The organism is Shewanella acanthi, from assembly GCF_019457475.1.
Taxonomy (GTDB): domain Bacteria; phylum Pseudomonadota; class Gammaproteobacteria; order Enterobacterales; family Shewanellaceae; genus Shewanella; species Shewanella acanthi.
This window is the reverse complement of sequence record NZ_CP080413.1, coordinates 1,316,643-1,335,053: the sequence shown is the minus strand read 5'-3', so window position 1 is coordinate 1,335,053 and position 18,411 is coordinate 1,316,643. Positions and strand designations below refer to the sequence as shown.

Sequence of the window (18,411 nt, the reverse complement as noted above, 5' to 3'; positions counted from 1 at the left end):
AATAAAACCCCGCAACTGTGGCGGGGTTTTATTTTAGCGCAGTAAGGGATTACTCCTCCTCGAGCCATGCTTCCTGCTGCACACACATGCCCTTGGAGGATTTCACATAGGGCTCTAAGATGGGCATCATTCCTTTCATCACCTGCAGCGGCAGCGCTGAGGTAAAACTAAAGTCATCGGCCTTACTGCCGGGCACAAAGGCCGTGAGTGTGCCGAAGTAATTATCCCCGAGGTAGAACACGAAGGTTGCAGTGCGGTTCATGGCCGTAGTCGCCACTTTTCGGCCACCTTGCATCTGCGTCGCAATTCGGTTGTCACCGGTTCCGGTTTTACCACCAATGGCGAGTAGCGCACCGTTATCATCGGTAAAGATGCCCTTCAAACGGCGCGCGGTGCCGTTCTCAACTACGTTTGCCAACGCGGCTTTCAATGCCTGAGCCACTTCGTGGCGCATAACTCTCTCACCCCGAGTATGTTGGTTCTGCAAACGCACCTCATAGGGCGTATGCTCGGCAAAGTGCATCTGATTCACGCGCACTGTGGGTAAGCGATAACCATCATTCTGAATAATGCCCATTAACTCAGCAAGAGCTGCAGGTCTATCCCCCGAGCTACCTAACGCCGAACCTAAAGATGGCACCATGGATTCAAATGGATAGCCCAAACGCGCCCAGCGCTGATGGATATCGAGGAAAGCCTCAACTTCCAGCATCACCCTCACACGCACGTCACGGGCGTTTTTATGCCGTGTTCTAAACAACCAGCGATAAACCTCCTGGCGTTGATCCTTACTGGCCTCTTTGATGTCATTCAAGTTAGCTTCGGGATGCTCGTTCATATAATTAAGCACCCACAACTCTAGCGGGTGAACGCGCGCGATATAACCCTGATCTGGCAAGTTATATTTATCCTTACCGTACTTGTTATACAGCTCGTTAATGCGCTTATCGGTGTAGGTCTTATGCGGGAGTCGTTGCTGTAAAAACGCCTTAAAGTTAGCAACTGATTCATTCGGCAACAAATAGCGATAGGCCGCAGTCAGCTGAGTCTCTGCCTGTGATTGACCATCGAAGAACAGCTCAAGCCTTTCAGTAGGTTCGACCTTCTTATACTTGCGGTAAAACTTCGTCACGAAGGTATTACCCTCTCGGTCGGCGAATACGCGCAGGTATTCCTCACGGCGAGGATCTTTATCGTTACGCAATAGGCGCGCCATATTACCTTCGTTTTGCATACTACTGCTGTAGTTAACGATATCGCGCATTAACCGAACGAAGGGCAAGTTGATGGAATCCTGCAGCGCCTGATACAACGTAGGTACTTTATAATCCTCTGACTTTTTAAAATTGTTAAAGACGTGCAAACCGCCGCCGGTAAAAAATTGCTCATTCGGTGAAGCGGAATATTCCCGCTGCAGCGCCGCATCGAGCATACGATCTAAACGTCTGTCTGGATTCACAATCAGGTAATCAATCGCCCAGCGCGTTAAATGGTCGCGGGGTTCAATCACAATAGATTCGAGCTCGATTCCGTGTTTTTGTGAGTATTTGTCGTGGATTTCAGCAATGATCTCAAGGTAAGTCGATAACACCCGAAGCTTCGCGGTTGAGCCTAACTCTAACTTACTGCCTTCATTGATATCGAAGGGTTGATCGGTACTGTCGGTCTGAACCCGAACACGGTTCGCCGTCTTGGTTTTTTCGTACAGGGTAAAACTGTAAAGCACGTTCTGCAGTTGGCCAGGTTCGAGTAAGCGCTCACCGAGGAGGCCCACCTTCTCCGCCGTCGCCGCATTTCCTAGGCTGCGTAAGTACTGGCTAACCTGTTGTTGTAAATCACTGTGCAGGCTGCTGTTAACCGTTAAGTCGAGCCTATCTAAATCATACAGGCCAACGTTGAGCATACCCGCTGTGCGAATACGAATACTATTGATGCCCTTATCTGCCCCCGAGTGAATATTTTTTTGGGGTTTGGCCACTTTAAACTGCAATTTTTGCGCTAAAGCAGCATCACGCAATTTTCTATCGATTAGATAATATTGCCCGAGTAGACGAATATGACTATCGACTAGGTTTTCTAAGTCATCGTGGCCCTGCAATAGGTAATAGGAAGGTCGACGCTGGGCAATCATGAGCGCCACAACTTGGCGGAAGACTTGGGCACGTTTTTCAGTATTGCCTTTAATGTGGGGCGAGGCTAAGAGTTCGTTAGCTGTATCAAAATCGGTGCCAAACCAAGCCCATAGCCCGTCACCAATCCCATGCACTTCACCGTGATTTGGCGCTGAAGATAAAGGCACAGTATTGAGATAATCTTGGATAATACGTTTACGGGCAGGTTCAGTGAATTCGCCTTGCTGGTAAACCCTCACACTGGCAGAACCAATCTGCAATAACTTGTCTTTAATACTTAAAGTTAACCCTTGGGATGAATGACGGAATTTCTCGATTTGAGTCGCCAAGGTACTGCCACCCGCGGTTGAGACATTCATCCCCATCATTTCAGCAATTTGGCTCATCCCCGCAACAATAAAGCGTGGCCAATCGATAACCGGGTTGAGCTTTTCCTCATTTGTCCACAGTTCGCGGTTTTCAATAAACAGCAAGGTATTGACGATTTCATTGGGGATCTTGTCATCGTCGCGGTAAACCCGTTTAGGATAGGCAAACTCGTAAAGATCGGTATTACGGCAATCGAGTAACATGAGTCCCGACTGCGCCTTTTCATGGTATGGCGGAAAGAAGCCCAACTTAGCGTACTCCCGAAGCGCAGGAGAGAACGCCACCTGCTGCGTCACTTGAAAGTTACGCTGCAATAGACGGTCGATATATTGGGGGAGCTTACTGTAACCATGGCGCTCATCGAAGGGACCATAACTTGGGTATATGATCGAATCGGTTGGCGCGTTTTTTAATTCATAGGTCAGCGTTTTGGCATATTGATGGATATACTTTGCCTGATATTTAGACGTCTGTACTTCCTGCCAAATAAGCCAACCCGCAACGGCTGCCAAGACAATAAACACAAAAAACAAAAACCAAAGGAACCCTTTGAGCTTTGACTTACGTTTACGCTTCGCCTTTGGCTCAGGTTTTGGCGGACGAGGACGATAATTTTCGAATTGCATTTCCTGCGTAGAATTAGGCAAAACGGCTCCCAAAAATCACTAAACTATTCCTTTTTACGTGGGGAGAATCTCCCTGTCGATGTTTAACCCTGATGGCTCTTAAGACGACGTCACGTTAATTTGTTTTCGCCCACTTTATCTATTGGCTTTACCAATACCCCGTTCAACGGGGTGTTGAGCAAGATCTGCACAAATCCCGCGTCAGTACTGCAGATCTTGCACGTATTTTAATGAGTTAATCATCCGCCTCAAAGTGGTTAGCACAAAAATAGTTAACCGTATTGCAGCCAGTTAAACCCATGGATTAAGCCTTAAACTTAATCCCAAATAAACTCACGAAAATGCTTTCGACAAACCGACTCGTAGCTTTCGTTGCCACCAATAGCGACCTGCTCCCCCTCACGCATGACCTTTCCGTCACCATCGAGACGCAACACCATATTGGCCTTACGACCACAGTGACAAATGGTTTTAAGCTCAACTAACTTATCCGCCCAAGCCAATAAGTAATGGCTACCGCTGAAAAGTTCACCTTGAAAGTCCGTACGTAAACCATAGCACAAAACTGGGATATCAATTTTATCAACAACATATGTCAATTGTTTAACTTGTTCTTTAGTTAAGAATTGGCACTCATCCACCAGCACACAGCTTATCGGCGCAGCTTGATGGGCAGCGTTAATCATCTCAATCAGGTTATCGGAAGCACTAAAGACTTGTGCTTCGGTCTCAATACCAATACGCGAAGCGACTTTGCCCTTACCATATCTGTCATCGATAGACGCCGTCATGACTAAGGTATTCATACCGCGCTCACGGTAGTTGTATGAAGATTGTAATAAAGATGTGGATTTACCCGCATTCATTGCGGAGTAGTAAAAATACAATTGCGCCAAAACGAATCCCTTAATTAACTCTAAGTACCGTCTCTGATTAACCAGAGAACTTAGCGCTAGTCTATCATCGCCCCAACGCCCTGCGCACTAGTGCAACGTCAGCTTTTGTACTGAAATTAGCGCTAGAACTGATAAGTCTACTCTCGCCAATCAGTTGTACTTACCTAGATGATTAATCGAAAGTAACGGAGCTCAACTCAACTTGTTAAATAGATGCAACTCAAAGCTTAATTAAAACTTAAACGTTGTTTATTAACGAAAAGTGATATTAAAAAAGATTTAGAAATGCGATCTACCTCCAAAGTAATACTCCTAATTGGGCTTGAGTTCAAAAAATACCCTTACTAATCCAAGTACTATTTCTCTTGAGTCAAAAAGAGCTCAATAAAAATAAAATCTTTTCGAACGCTTGCAAATGAAATCAGCGGTTCAAAGCACTAACCACTCCCTGCAACTTTAGTGCTGCCATCCGTGTTTTATACGCGTATTGGAATACATGGAGATTATGATGAGAAAATTCACATCGAAAAAACTGGCATATTTAATTGCCTTTACCCTAACAGGGGCACTCGCAGGTTGTGGTAGTGATGGTAAAGATGGTGTCGACGGTCAAGACGGCCAGAACGGCCAGGACGGTAAACCTGGTGATTCGTGGACAATACCAGCAGTAACCAGTTCAACTGTGACTAATGTAAAGGTGATTAACTATACCTTAGGCGAAGGCACGATTAACTACGAATTTGAAGTTACCAATGAGGATGGTGCACCTATCAATGGGCTAGTCGCCGTTCAAGGTAAAGTTGCTGCATTAACCGATAAGGGCTTTATCAACAACCGTAACGAAACTGATAAAAATGGCGTAGCCGACAACGTTCATATTGGTGGTGCAGTCACTCAAGCAACAGAAGGCGCAACCCTTACATCCTTAGGTGATGGCCATTACAGCTTTAGTGCACCAATGGCAGGTGTAAATGCAGGCACTGAAGGCATCATCTGGTTAAAAGTCGGTGGCGATAAAACCACGACCATCGCCAGCTCTGCCGAGCTCGTTGTTAACAAACCAGAAGGTGTATTATCAACCACCACTGAAGCCTGTTTTTCTTGCCACATAGATATGGTTGCAAATCCAACTGCAACCAGTCGTTACATGCAGTCTCATGCTCCTGGTCATAAAGCCTATAGCATGGACGGTGAAATTGACTTAGTTCCAGGTTGTATGGTTTGTCATGGCTCGGTGAGTAAAGCGGTCGTAAACGACCAAGGCTTTTCCATTGGTGGCTACGCAACTAATACTCTTTCTAAAATAGGTCACATAAATCACCAGAAATTCACTAAAGATTTCAGTGTGATGAACTGTAGTTCCTGCCACGTTGAAGCACCAACTAATATCAGTATTGCAGGCCCCGGCTGTATAGATTGTCACAGCACTGGCGGCGTACCTGGTGCAATCCAACCAAGTAACGGTTTCGATGTGCGTCCAATGCATGAAGGCGCAGTAGGCATTACTGAGCGTCAAGCTATCCGTGCCAAGTACCAAGTTGCCCTATCAACACCAGTTAAAGTGGATGATATTTCGACCTTAACAGATCATTATGCGCCGGATGGCTCAAGCGTGGCAAAAGCTGAACCCGGTTGGTGTACCACCATTACGGTGAAAGACACTGAGGGTAATATCTTTAGCATTAAAGATAACTTCAACTACTCAGATCCACTGGTGTTTGATGCCAAGAAACCGATTGTCTACGCTGGAGCCTATCTGCATGCCTATGACAACAACACCTTAGTAGGTCGCCCAGGTAACCGTACTAACTATTACTATGGTTACAATGCCGATGGTACTAAAAATATCTGTCACTTGCTCACAGATATCAACGCAGTAAACGCTAACTATGTCTACTCAGCACGGGTTACCTTCAGCACTGCTGGCTGGATGGAATACGACGGAAACCAACGCTATCAAAGCAACGGTAACCTTAGAGCCAAAGGTTATGATGGTTCAATGGGTGTCTCCTTTACCGCCTACTCTGATGTTGTAAGCCCAGTAAGCGCAGAGAAAATTTCAGCTTTCGAACGTCGCACTGTGATCAGCGATAACAGCTGTACCACTTGCCATAACGATGCTACAGCCTTCCACAAAAACGGTGCATTCGATGAAGGTGGTAAAGCATGCATTGCCTGCCACGATAACGGCATGGCGCGTACATCGGCTACGCTCGGTGCAGGTTTTGGTCCCATGATCCACAGCTGGCACTGGGGTAATGGTGCGAAAGTCAGTAAAATCGGAGAAGATGGTACCCAAGCCAATACAGCTAACAGTGCCAGTGCAATCAACCCGGTCATAAGTTGTGTCGCGTGCCACGAAAGTGCTATCGATTTAAACAAAGTGCCAAATCAATACATTCTTGAGCCTGATAGCAAAATGACCAGCCCTATCACCGCTAACTGCTATGCCTGCCATACAGGCGATGCAGCCAAGGCCCACATGGGAAGCAATGGTGGTAATATCAGTGTGCCAGCGACTGGTGACTGGTTCAAAGAACCAACAGGTGAATCCTGTGCAGTTTGCCACAATCCAGGCAGCAGCTCAGGTATTGAGAAATACCACAAGTTCACCCGTTAATTGAACGACTCCCATTTTCCCTGCAAGGAAATAGTCCAAAGCGCCCCACGGGGCGCTTTATTTTTAACCAAAAACACCCCGTTTTTCAGCCCTATTTAAGCTAGTTTTGCTAGTGTCCGAGGCACAACAATTCTAAGGAAGTCACTCAATTATGCGTAAAAGTTTTATTGCCATCGCCATTGGCGCCTCGCTCGTCACCGGAAGTTTAGTTGGATGTAGCTCAAACGAAACCACTGCAACAAACGTCGTCGCCCAGCAAACTCAAAATCCCCTGTTCCAAGCGAGCACCTTGCAATACCAAGCTCCTGATTTTCGCGTAATCAAAGATGAGCATTTTCAAGTTGCCCTTGAACAAGGAATGAAAGAGCAGTATCAAGAAGTGCTCGCTATCGCGAATAATAAAGAGCCAGCAACCTTTGAAAACACCATCAAAGCGATGGAACTGAGCGGTGCCCTTTTGAGCCGTGCATCAAGCGTTTTCTACAACTTAGCCGGTACTGATAGCAATCCAACACTGCGTAAAATTCAGGGTGAAATGGCGCCTAAAATGGCAGCCCACTCAGACAATATCAATCTCAACCCTGAATTATTTGCCCGTATCGATACCATTTATAACAGCCGTAACGACCTAGGTCTGACGCCAGAGCAAGTGCGTCTGGTTGAGGTTTACCACCAACGCTTTATCATGGCCGGTGCTAAGCTGACCGATGAACAGAAAGTGAAGATCCGTGCCCTGAACGAAGAGCAATCGACACTGACCAACGAGTTTTCCCAGCGTTTGCTGCGACAAACTAAAGAAATCGCCATTGTGGTTGATACCAAAGCCGAACTTGCAGGTTTAACTGACGCAGAGATTACCTCTGCCGCCAATGACGCAAAAGACGCTGGCCACGAAGGCAAGTTCCTTATCAATATCACCAACACGACTCGTCAGCCGGTTCTGTCTTCGCTTGAAAACCGCGAACTACGCCAACGTATTTGGGAAGCTTCAGCGAACCGTGGCCTGAGCGGTGAAAACGAAACCGCTACTTTAGTGTCCCGCTTAGCGCAATTACGTGCAGAGCGCGCGCAACTGTTAGGTTATGACAACTGGGCAAGCTACCGTTTAGCGCCGCAAATGGCTAAAACCCCAGAAGCGGTTTACAGCATGTTCGGCTCTATGGTGCCAGCAGTTGTAGCCAACACCCAAAAAGAAGCTGCTGACATTCAAGCAATGATCAACAAGACGGGCGGCAACTTCGAATTAGCGCCTTGGGACTGGGCGTTCTACGCCGAAAAAGTACGCCAAGAGAAATACGCGCTAGATGCCAACAGCATTCGCCCTTACTTCGAATTTAACCGAGTACTTGAAGATGGCGTGTTCTACACCCTTAAAGAACTCTATGGCGTAACCTTAAAACCACGTCCTGATTTACCGGTTTATCACCCAGACGTGAAAGCCTACGAAATGTTCGATGCCGATGGCAGCAGCATGGCGATTTTCTATGCCGACTACTTTGCCCGTGAAGGTAAACGTGGTGGCGCATGGATGAGCTCTTTCGTTGGCCAATCGAATCTCGAAGGCACTAAGCCTGTCGTGCTCAATGTGATGAACATTAAGAAAGCGCCTGAGGGCCAACCGACCTTCGTCAGCTTCCGTGAAGTCACAACTATGTTCCATGAAATGGGCCACGGCACCCACGGTATGTTCTCTAAGGTGACCTACCCAAGCTTAGCTGGTACTTCAGTTTCCCGTGACTTTGTCGAATTCCCATCGACTTTTGAAGAAGACTGGGCTGCGCATCCTCAAGTGTTAGCAAACTACGCGAAGCACTACGAAACGGGTGAAGCGATCCCCGATGAATTGCTGCAAAAGCTATTGAAATCAGGCAGCTTTAACCAAGGGTTTGACACCTTAGAATACATGGCTGCGGCACTGGTTGATATGGAATGGCACTCACTCAGCGCCGATGCACCTCTGCAAGATGTTGCCACCTTCGAAGCTAATGCGCTGAAAAAACACGGTTTGAATATCGATGCCGTACCACCACGTTATAAGTCAACTTACTTTGCCCACGCCTTCCCAGGCGGTTATTCAGCAAGTTATTACGCTTACATGTGGAGTGAAATCCTCGCGGCCGACGCCTTTGCCTACGTGCAAACCCAAGGCGGTCTGAACCGTGAAATCGGCATGAAATACCGTAAAAACATCCGAGAAGTGGGTAACAGCATTGCGCCAATGGAAGCCTACCAAAACTTCCGTGGCCAAGAGCCAACCACAGATGCACTGCTAAAACGCCGTGGATTAACACAAGCCCTGTAAATCAGGTAACGCACTTGAGGTAAATGGCGAATTGATTCGAATCAATTCGCCATAAAAAAACAGCCAGCAATATGCTGGCTGTTTTTATTTGTAAGTTTCGCTTACTTCGCTCGACTCTTTATCCTAAGCCACACAATACTCAGGATGAACAGCACACTACAAGTCATCAGGCCAGCACTGACAGACTCGGTAAAACCAAGCACCACATAACCTACCATGCTGATCAACGCCACAATCACAGCATAGGGCAACTGAGTCACTACGTGGTCGATGTGGTGACAACTTGCACCGGTTGACGACAGAATCGTGGTATCGGAAATTGGAGAACAGTGGTCACCAAATACCGCACCTGCTAATACTGAGGCCAACATCGGCAACATCATGCCAGTGTGGCTCCCCATCGCCATATCGGCGGCAATGGGCAACATAATGCCGAAGGTGCCCCAACTGGTGCCAGTCGAAAAGGCCGTTAATCCCGCCAGAACAAACATCATTGCAGGTAAAAACGCGAAGGGAATATTCCCTGTCGCAAGACTAGCCATAAACTTACCTGTCTCTAACTGGCCAATTACCCCCGCAATGGTCCAAGCAAACAACAGGATGTAGATAGCTGGTAACATGGAACGAGCGCCGTGTACTACACCTTTAAATACCAGTGACTTTTCAACGCCTTGAATAATATTTAAAACTAAAGTCACCGCAAGACCGACTAAAGCGCCGAAAAACAAGGATGAACTTACATCTGTCTTTTCAAAGGCTGAAATAATATTAAAAGCCACGCCTTCAGAGGCTAATACCTGCGCACCGCTACTCACCATAAAGTACAACGTAGCCACAACTAACACTGTGATTGGTAAGAATAAACCAAGAATTTTACCTGTGTCAGCTTCGGGTAAATCTGCGTTAGCGCCAGGTGGTAGCCCCTTATTTTCATCATACAAGTTGCCACGCTGCGCATTTAATTCATGCTCACGCATCGGACCAATATCCAGCCCCATAAAGGCCACGCATAGCAGTAATAACAGGGCGAAGATGGCGTAAAAATTCATTGGGATCATTTGAATGAACACACTCAAATGACCTGAATCGGTAAAACCGTGGGCCGTTAAAATGCCGCCAATTAGCGCAATAATATACGCGCCCCAGCTCGACACTGGCGAAATTACACACACAGGTGCTGCGGTTGAATCCAGTAAGTAAGCGAGTTTAGCGCGGGAAATGTAGTAACGGTCCGTCACAGGACGCGCAACAGAACCCACCACTAAGCTATTGAAATAATCGTCAATAAATACCACGCAGCCGAGGAACATGGTTAACAGTTTTGCATCACGTTTATTGCGAATATGCAGGCGAGCCCAATCGGCAAAGGCTCGGGCACTGCCACTCACAGTAATGAGCGCGGTGATCATTCCCAGTACAATCAAGAAACCAAGAATGTAAAGATTCCACGTATTTAAACCATCTTCAGACCAGAACAGTCCCTTAATACTCGATAATAAAAATTCACCACTGGCAATCGGTGAGAATTGATTGAGTAATAACACCCCAATTAAAATCCCAAGGCCAAGGGATAAGAGGACCCTGCGCGTCAAGATCGCTAAAACAATCGCTACCACAGGCGGCAGCAAAGAGAGTGCCGAATCGGCATAACTTACTACAGTCATTGATTATTTCTTCGTCAAAAATACGAATGGAGGGCGACTGAACTGGTGGGGAAAGGATATAAAATACCTAGGTCACCTGTCCTATCAGTAGCGCTCCATAGTAACTAATTCTGATGTCCGTATCAGAAAATACTATGGCAGTGTTGCACCTATTAGATACAACCCCAGCAGTCGATCGTGATAAATCGAACCACTTCGGCACCAAATCCTTTCATAATCGATCAACGGTATCACCCTACTGATTATTACTGATATTTGGCGCGCCTCTACTTCTAAGAACGCCCAAAGCGGGCGTGAGGCACATAAAAACATAAGCGGCTTTGCAGTGCTACCGCAAAGCCGCTTACTGTGACTTAGATCGCGAAGAAAATCAACCTAGAGTTGCGATTAACTCAGGTACCGCTTCAAACAAGTCAGCTTCAAGACCGTAATCCGCCACTTGGAAAATGGGCGCTTCTGGATCTTTGTTAATAGCCACAATGACTTTAGAGTCCTTCATACCCGCTAAGTGCTGAATAGCACCCGAAATACCGACAGCGATATAAAGATCTGGCGCCACAATCTTACCGGTTTGACCCACTTGCAGATCGTTCGGCACAAAACCTGCGTCAACCGCAGCGCGTGATGCACCCACAGCTGCGCCTAATTTATCTGCAAGCTGCTCTAACAGGGCAAAGTTTTCACCACTGCCCATGCCACGACCACCGGAAACGATAACGCCAGCATTACCTAATTCTGGACGAGCAGATACGGTTAATGATTGCGACACGAACTGAGTTTTTGCTTCGAAGACTTTATCAACGGCAGTCACAGCAGCGCTGTTACCATTTGCCGCAGCATCGAATGCACTTGCACGCACTGTCATCACTTTAATGGCATCAAGGCTTTGCACTGTCGCTAATGCGTTACCCGCATAAATTGGACGCACAAAAGTGTCTGCATCAACAACGCTAATCACTTCAGAAATTTGGGCTACATCTAACAGCGCCGCAACGCGTGGCAGCGTGTCTTTACCCACACTTGAAGCTGCAGCCAGAATGTGGCTGTAAGCAGGCGCTAAATCAGTCAGTAATTTAGATGTATTCTCAGCAAGTTGCGCAACATAAACACTGTGATCAGCCACTAATACTTGGCTAACACCTTGAATGGCTTGCGCAGCTTCAACTACCGCACCACATTGATGACCTACAACTAAAACATGCACATCGCCACCGATAGCTAATGCTGCAGAAACAACCTTAGCAGTATCGAGTTTAAGAGCCGCATTATCGTGTTCAGCTAATACTAAAATGGCCATTAGATCACCTTCGCTTCATTTTTTAACTTTTCAACCAGCTCAGCTACCGACGTTACCATGATGCCAGCCTTACGCTCGGCAGGTGGAGTCACCTTCAACACGGTTTGGTGGGCCTTTAAGGTCACACCCAAATCAGCAACAGTTAGCACGTCTAGCGGCTTCTTCTTTGCCTTCATGATATTAGGTAGAGAAGCATAACGAGGTTCGTTTAAGCGCAAATCAGTCGTCACTACCGCAGGCAGTGGCAGGCTTAGGGTCTGCATACCGCCATCGATTTCGCGGGCTACTTGCACGCTGTTGCCTTCTACTTTGATTTCAGAAGCAAAGGTTGCCTGAGGCATATCCGTTAATGCAGCAAACATTTGGCCAGTTTGGTTGTTATCGCCATCGATAGATTGCTTACCAAATAGCACTAATTGCGCTTGCTCTTTTTCTTGAACTGCTTTTAATAGCTTGGCGATAGATACTGGGGTTAATTCCTCTTCAGTATCAATATGGATAGCACGATCTGCGCCTAACGCTAAAGCAGTACGTAATTGTTCTTGAACTGCTTTACTGCCGATACTCACGACCACTACTTCAGTAGCAGTACCCGCTTCTTTCAAACGAACCGCTTCTTCAACAGCAATTTCACAAAAAGGGTTCAACGCCATTTTGAGGTTTGCGGTATCAACGCTGGTGTTGTCAGCTTTTACCCTGACCTTTACATTGGCATCAACTACGCGCTTAACAGGCACCAATACTTTCATAGGGTTTCCTTCCTACACTTTCATGTACATGGACAAAACATTGGTCTTTTACCAATGCAGGATAGCGCAACTTTACGTGCTGTTGACGTCAACGTCAATGAAAGTCAAACACCTGTTTGCATTTTTCTACTAGATAATGGCTACATTTTTGAACACTTATTTATCAAATTATAAAAAGTTCATTTTTTAAATAATATTTAATTTCTAATTAGCGCATAATTTTATTTGATTCAAAGTATATTAGTTTCTATCATTTACCTGTTGTTCACCATTATCCTGTATAAATATTAAGTGGGACGAAATTAGATATGAGCGAATTTTTAGAAATATTAACTCACGGTCGTCGTTTTAAAGCTGCAGTTAAAGATCTTAGTATTGAAGAACTGCGTGATTTAGCAGCAAAACTAGATAAAATTTTAGTTGAACGTGAGTCAATGGCAGAAGAAGAGCAGCAAGCAATTGCCGCACGCAATGCCAAAATCGAAGAAATCCGCCAACAAATGGAAGCCGTTGGTTTATCCATCGATGATTTAGGTGGTGTTGCCGTTAAAGCTGTTGGAAAAAAACGCGCACCTCGTCCAGCCAAATATCAAATTGAAGTTGACGGCGAAGTGATCCAATGGACGGGTCAAGGTCGTATGCCAACCGTATTTAAGAACGAAGTCAATAAAGGCCGTTCTATGGATGATTTCTTAATCTAATCTATCCATTGATTTAGCGAGTTAATAGCGTAAGGTTATTAAAACTAAATTGTTAAAAAGCTCGCGCGATGCGAGCTTTTTTATACCCTAAATTTCCCTATGGTATGCCGACACCAAATACATAAATCAAGTTACAATTTGCGCTTAGTAATTATTTTTAGTTTAGGTTACTCTTTATCCACCTATAGTGACTCGAGCTAAAACATGCTGATAAACAACAAGATATTGATAAGCTGCGGCCTCACAATAAGCCTGACTTCCCACGGTATTCTTGCCCAAGCCAACCCTATCGTTCCCGTAAATAAGCTGACAGCATTCACCCACGCTGAACTAATCATTGCACCAGGTCAAAGGCTTACTAATGCCACTTTATTAGTCGAAAATAAGCAAATTAAGGCCATCATAGAACAAGAGGATATCCCCAAATCTGCATTACAAATCGACTTACATGGCTATACCATTTACCCTGGATTTATCGATCCCTATACCGATTACGGAATTGAATTTGAATATCCTAAACTAGGACTCACCCGTCCCGTTTATGATATTAAACGCATTGGTGGAAATGCTGAAAATGGTGCAATTCATGCCGAAAAAGAATGGTTTAATTATGTTTACCCTAACAAAGACAAAGCGAAAAACTGGATAAATAATGGCTTTACCAGTGTGCAAAGTAGTAAACTCGATGGCATATTCCGTGGTACCGCAGTCAGTCTTTCCCTAGCCGATAAATCCACCAACGAAATCATATATCGTGCACGCACCCAACCTTTTATGGCATTCGATAAAGGCAGTTCTGAACAGGATTACCCAAATTCATTAATGGGAAGTATTGCCTTAATTAGGCAAACATTCGCCGATGCCAATTGGTATAACCAAAATAAAAATAAACCATTAAATGCGAATTATGGACCGATTGAATTTAATGTCGCCTTTGAAAAACTGAGCAGTTTGACCGATAGAAATATTGTCTTTGAGACGAAAAATCTTAATGACCTATTACGCGCAGCAAATTTACTCAAAGAATTTAAACAGCCCGCTTATTTATTAGGTAATGGCCAAGAATACGCTAGGATCAATGAGTTAAAGTCATTGAACTACCCACTCATCTTACCACTTAACTACCCACAGGCACCGGATGTCGGCACCGATGACGCCGACCGCGAAGTCAGCCTAGCTGACATGCGTCAATGGGAGCGCGCGCCAACCAATCCAGCTGCGGTGGCCAACGCTTCCCTGCCCTTTGCTTTTACCCAATATGGCATTAAGCATGATGCATTTTGGCCTAGACTTCGCCAAGCCGTGGCGCAGGGATTAAATCAAGATAAAGCGCTCGCCGCCTTAACGACCCAACCCGCTGAAATGGCGGGCATAGACAATGTGGTCGGTAAATTAGCCCCCGGTTATATGGCCGATTTTATTGTCGCTAAAGGCAACCTCTTTACCGACGGCCAGATCTTTAGTGTTTACCTCCAGGGCGAGGAACATCCGATTCGTTCAATACCTCAAGCCAATCTATTGGGAAACTACCAACTCACAGTAAATCAACTCATGCTCGATCTTAACCTTGAAGAAAACGACAAAGAGGGTAAGCCTAAAATACAAGGTACGCTTAGCAGTGGTGAAAAAAGCATAACACTCACAAATGTCACCCTCGAAGATACAGGTCGATTGAGTTTTAGTGCCGATTTAACCGAGGCAGGTATTCAAGGCGTTAGCCGTTTTACCTTGTGGTTAGATAAGGAAGGTATTCAAGGTCGAATGGTAGACGCCCAAAGCAAAAGTACGAATGTCGCCGGCGTGATTGCTAAAACCTCTACTCCCACAGCAAAAGCAAATGATGAAACCTCTGCGACCCGCAAACTGATCAGCCAGTTGACCTACCCTAATGTCGCCTACGGTTTGAACAAAGCACCTTCGAGCGAAAAACTGCATATTAAAAATGCCACCCTGTGGACGTCCGATAGCCAAGGCATTATTGAACATGCAGACTTACTGATGGCTAACGGAAAAATCGAGAAAATTGGCCAAAAGCTTACTACGCCTCAGGGATATCAAGTGCTCGATGCGACGGGTAAATATGTCACCGCCGGCATTATCGATGAGCACTCCCATATCGCCATCAATGGCGGTACTAATGAAGGCACGGATGCTGTCACCTCAGAAGTACGCATCGGCGATGTGGTCAATCCAGAGGATATCAGTATCTACCGCGCCCTTGCTGGCGGCGTGACCAGTGCCCAATTACTCCATGGCAGCGCCAACCCGATTGGCGGTCAATCACAACTCATTAAGATGAAATGGGGCGAAACCGCCGAACAGTTAAAATTTGCCGAGGCGCCCGCGAGCATCAAATTCGCCCTAGGTGAAAACGTAAAACAGAGTAACTGGGGCGAGAAATTCACCCAACGCTTCCCGCAAACCCGTATGGGCGTTAAAGCATTATTTGAAGAAACCTTTAACGCGGCGCTCGCCTATGAAGCCGATCTCAAGGCTTACAATGCCTTAAGCGCGGGCGACAAAAAGAAGACAGTAACACCGCGTCCAAGTTATCGCCTCGATGCAGTACTAGAGGTACTTAAACAGCAGCGCGATGTGCATATTCACTCCTACGTGCAATCGGAAATCTTAATGTTCCTACGCCTCGCAGAGGCTTACAAGTTCAAAGTTCAAACCTTTACCCACGTGCTCGAAGGCTACAAAGTAGCCGATGAACTGGCTAAACACGGTGCTGGCGCCTCGACCTTCGCCGATTGGTGGGCCTATAAGTTCGAGGTATACGATGCCATTCCGCAAAATGCCTGCTTGATGAACAACAAAGGTGTCGTTACCAGCATTAACTCCGATGACTATGAAATGCAGCGAAGACTCAACCAAGAAGCCGCTAAGTCGATGATGTATTGCGGCATGTCTAAGGAAGCAGCCTGGAATATGGTGACCATTAATCCAGCAAAACAGCTTAGGGTCGATAGCCTAGTCGGTTCACTCACCCCTGGGAAAATGGCCGATATCGTCCTCTGGGATGCAGAGCCCTTATCAATTTACGCCAAGGTTTCTAAGGCCTGGGTTGAAGGTAAACGTTATTTTGACCGCGAGCAGGACTTTAGTGCCCAGCAACAAGTGATTGAAGAGCGCGCGGCGCTGATTCAAAAAATACTGAGCAGTGATGATAAAGCTAAAGCCGGTGAGAAAATCACCCCGCTCAAGGAGCCGCAATGGCACTGCGATACCCATTATCTGGCCTGGGGCCAACAGCACAGGGAAGCAAACTAATGAAGCCAATCACAACCTCATTCCTGCTGGCATCCATGGCATTGGCTATCCCAGCATTGGCTAACAACATAGTGCCAACCCCAAAGCAAAGCCACAGCGTGCTAATTAAAAACGCGACAGTGCACAGCGTCAGCAATGGCGTGCTTAATAATACCGACGTGTTAATTGAAAACGGTAAAATTAGCGCCGTGGGTCAACAACTGACCGCCCCTCAAAGTTCGAGTCAAACCGAAGTGCTCGATGCAACGGGCAAACACTTGTATCCAGGGCTGATTGCCCTTGATACCAGCTTAGGTTTAGTGGAAATTGAGATGGTGCGTCCCACGGTGGATAATGCTGAGGTAGGTGACTTTAATCCGCAGATCAGCACGGCGGGTGCCTACAATCCAGATTCTGAGTTGCTGCCGACGATTCGCTATAACGGCATTACCCACGCGCAAATCGTCCCGAGTGGTGATGGCTTAGCGGGTCAATCTGTGGTGGTTAACCTCGATGCTTGGACCGTTGAAGATGCCCTTAAACCTAGCCTTGGACAATTCCACCTCTACTGGCCGCAAATTAAACGCATGCCAGAAGATGAGAAGAAAAAAGCTGAAGCGATAACCAAAAACCAGCAAGCAATTGAGCGCATTAGCCAAGCCTTCGAGGATGGCTACCGCTACTTCCTCCAATCGCCTAAAGAAGACAAAACTGAGCAAGGACGTTATTCGCGCTGGCAAGCCATGTTGCCACTCTATCAAGGAAAAGCCGCGCTATTTGCCCATGCGGATTCTGTAAACCAAATTGAGCAGGTGATTGCCCTTGCCAAAAAGTACCGCTTTAAACTGGTGATTGTCGGCGGATACGATGCTTGGCGATTAGCAGCAAGCCTTAAGGACGTGAACGCGAGTGTGATTTACCCCCACACCTTGAGCTTACCCAAGCGTAAGGATGAGCCGGTGGATTTACCCTTTAAGATCCCATCCTTGCTTGCTAATGCGGGTATTCCGTTTGCATTAGGTTTCTCATCGGATTGGAACAGTCGCAACTTGCCCTACGCCGCAGGTTACAGCGCGGCCTATGGCTTAACGCCAGAACAAGCACTCAAATCGATTACCCTAGATGCGGCCAAACTCCTTGGTATAACCGATTTAGGTGCCATAGACGTTGGGTTTCAGGCAAGTCTCGTGCTTAGCGATGGCGACATCTTAGATCCTATGAGTAATAAGATTGATGCAATTTGGATTGATGGACGTCAAATAGATTTGAATAATCGTCATCAGCAGCTTTATCAAAAGTATCTTAAGCGCTAGAATTTGTTCAAATTAAAGCGCAGCCCATTGGACTGCGCTCCACGTCCCCCAACTTCAGGTCACACCATGAAAAGGATTCTCCCAGCTGCATTTGTACTGCTACTTAGCGCCTGTGCCAGCGATTTTAGTTTCAACAGCAATTTGGACGGTGAGGCGATTAATGACTATTTCAAAGCGGGCGATGTCGCCCTTTACGAAGGTGACAGACAGCCGAGTGGCCACTATGACATGAAGGGTTTAGTTCAAGGGGAATCCTGTCAGGCCGACAGCAATGCGGTTCCCGCCTCAATGAGCGAAGCCAGAACCGAAGCGCGTAGAGCTGCCGCCGATAAAGGGGCTAACGGCATTATCATCAAACAATGTGTGATGATGGAAGAAGCCGCCCAAGGTTGTATCAGCCGTGCGCTGTGTGTTGGTCAAGCCATTAAAACAGCCAGCGCAGATTAAGCAAACGCAGTATACTGCACAGCATAAATCGACTTTGTTGCTG

Annotated in this window: 11 protein-coding genes and 1 riboswitch; of the genes, 6 read left to right on the top strand and 5 right to left on the bottom strand. The window is 46.4% G+C overall.

Annotated features, from left to right (window positions below):
- Window positions 1-49: 49 nt before the first annotated feature.
- Window positions 50-3,148 carry a transglycosylase domain-containing protein gene (locus K0H61_RS05980; protein WP_220051815.1) on the bottom strand — a complete coding sequence of 1,033 codons (3,099 nt, stop codon included), beginning with the start codon at window positions 3,146-3,148 and terminating at the stop codon, window positions 50-52.
- Window positions 3,149-3,444: 296 nt separating this feature from the next.
- Window positions 3,445-4,023 (bottom strand): thymidine kinase, encoded by a 579-nt coding sequence (locus tag K0H61_RS05975; RefSeq protein ID WP_220051814.1) that lies wholly within the window; start codon window positions 4,021-4,023, stop codon window positions 3,445-3,447.
- Window positions 4,024-4,531: 508 nt separating this feature from the next.
- Between K0H61_RS05975 and K0H61_RS05970 the strand changes: the two genes are divergently transcribed.
- Both K0H61_RS05970 and K0H61_RS05965 read left to right on the top strand, forming a co-directional pair.
- Entirely contained in the window at window positions 4,532-6,643 is a 2,112-nt protein-coding gene (locus K0H61_RS05970; RefSeq protein ID WP_220052525.1) for a multiheme c-type cytochrome, read from the top strand.
- 151 nt (window positions 6,644-6,794) lie between these two features.
- Window positions 6,795-8,945: a M3 family metallopeptidase gene (locus K0H61_RS05965; RefSeq protein WP_220051813.1), complete on the top strand. Its 2,151-nt coding sequence runs from the start codon at window positions 6,795-6,797 to the stop codon at window positions 8,943-8,945.
- A 101-nt stretch (window positions 8,946-9,046) separates the two neighbouring features.
- Here K0H61_RS05965 and K0H61_RS05960 read toward each other — a convergent pair whose 3' ends face one another.
- The 3 genes from K0H61_RS05960 to K0H61_RS05950 form a co-directional block, all read right to left on the bottom strand.
- The gene (locus tag K0H61_RS05960; protein ID WP_220051812.1) at window positions 9,047-10,609 is read right to left on the bottom strand and encodes a Na+/H+ antiporter NhaC family protein; all 1,563 of its coding nucleotides are present in this window, start codon (window positions 10,607-10,609) and stop codon (window positions 9,047-9,049) included.
- Between the two features lie 80 nt (window positions 10,610-10,689).
- Window positions 10,690-10,886, bottom strand: a riboswitch (Lysine riboswitch).
- Between the two features lie 93 nt (window positions 10,887-10,979).
- Window positions 10,980-11,906, bottom strand: coding sequence for an electron transfer flavoprotein subunit alpha/FixB family protein (locus K0H61_RS05955; RefSeq protein WP_220051811.1), 927 nt, complete (start codon window positions 11,904-11,906; stop codon window positions 10,980-10,982).
- Window positions 11,906-12,655, bottom strand: a complete 750-nt coding sequence (locus K0H61_RS05950) for an electron transfer flavoprotein subunit beta/FixA family protein (protein ID WP_220051810.1) — start codon at window positions 12,653-12,655, stop codon at window positions 11,906-11,908. Before K0H61_RS05950 ends, K0H61_RS05955 begins: the two co-directional genes overlap by 1 nt.
- 308 nt (window positions 12,656-12,963) lie before the next feature.
- Here K0H61_RS05950 and K0H61_RS05945 point away from each other — a divergent pair, with 308 nt between their 5' ends.
- The 4 genes from K0H61_RS05945 (at window position 12,964) to rcsF (ending at window position 18,368) form a co-directional block, all read left to right on the top strand.
- Entirely contained in the window at window positions 12,964-13,356 is a 393-nt protein-coding gene (locus tag K0H61_RS05945) for an H-NS histone family protein (RefSeq protein WP_220051809.1), read from the top strand.
- A 204-nt stretch (window positions 13,357-13,560) separates the two neighbouring features.
- Entirely contained in the window at window positions 13,561-16,629 is a 3,069-nt protein-coding gene (locus K0H61_RS05940; RefSeq protein WP_220051808.1) for an amidohydrolase family protein, read from the top strand.
- Window positions 16,629-17,921, top strand: a complete 1,293-nt coding sequence (locus tag K0H61_RS05935; protein ID WP_220051807.1) for an amidohydrolase family protein — start codon at window positions 16,629-16,631, stop codon at window positions 17,919-17,921. The genes K0H61_RS05940 and K0H61_RS05935 overlap by 1 nt, the downstream gene beginning before the upstream one ends.
- 66 nt (window positions 17,922-17,987) lie before the next feature.
- Window positions 17,988-18,368, top strand: a complete 381-nt coding sequence (gene rcsF / locus K0H61_RS05930) for an Rcs stress response system protein RcsF (protein ID WP_220051806.1) — start codon at window positions 17,988-17,990, stop codon at window positions 18,366-18,368.
- Window positions 18,369-18,411 lie beyond the last annotated feature (43 nt).

Coding starts and splice junctions, on each gene's coding strand:
- K0H61_RS05965 (WP_220051813.1), top strand. CDS start 6,795: ATGCGTAAAAGTTTTATTGCCATCGCCATTGGCGCCTCGCTCGTCACC.
- K0H61_RS05935 (WP_220051807.1), top strand. CDS start 16,629: ATGAAGCCAATCACAACCTCATTCCTGCTGGCATCCATGGCATTGGCT.
- K0H61_RS05950 (WP_220051810.1), bottom strand. CDS start 12,655: ATGAAAGTATTGGTGCCTGTTAAGCGCGTAGTTGATGCCAATGTAAAG.
- K0H61_RS05940 (WP_220051808.1), top strand. CDS start 13,561: ATGCTGATAAACAACAAGATATTGATAAGCTGCGGCCTCACAATAAGC.
- K0H61_RS05960 (WP_220051812.1), bottom strand. CDS start 10,609: ATGACTGTAGTAAGTTATGCCGATTCGGCACTCTCTTTGCTGCCGCCT.
- K0H61_RS05945 (WP_220051809.1), top strand. CDS start 12,964: ATGAGCGAATTTTTAGAAATATTAACTCACGGTCGTCGTTTTAAAGCT.
- K0H61_RS05955 (WP_220051811.1), bottom strand. CDS start 11,906: ATGGCCATTTTAGTATTAGCTGAACACGATAATGCGGCTCTTAAACTC.
- K0H61_RS05970 (WP_220052525.1), top strand. CDS start 4,532: ATGAGAAAATTCACATCGAAAAAACTGGCATATTTAATTGCCTTTACC.
- rcsF (WP_220051806.1), top strand. CDS start 17,988: ATGAAAAGGATTCTCCCAGCTGCATTTGTACTGCTACTTAGCGCCTGT.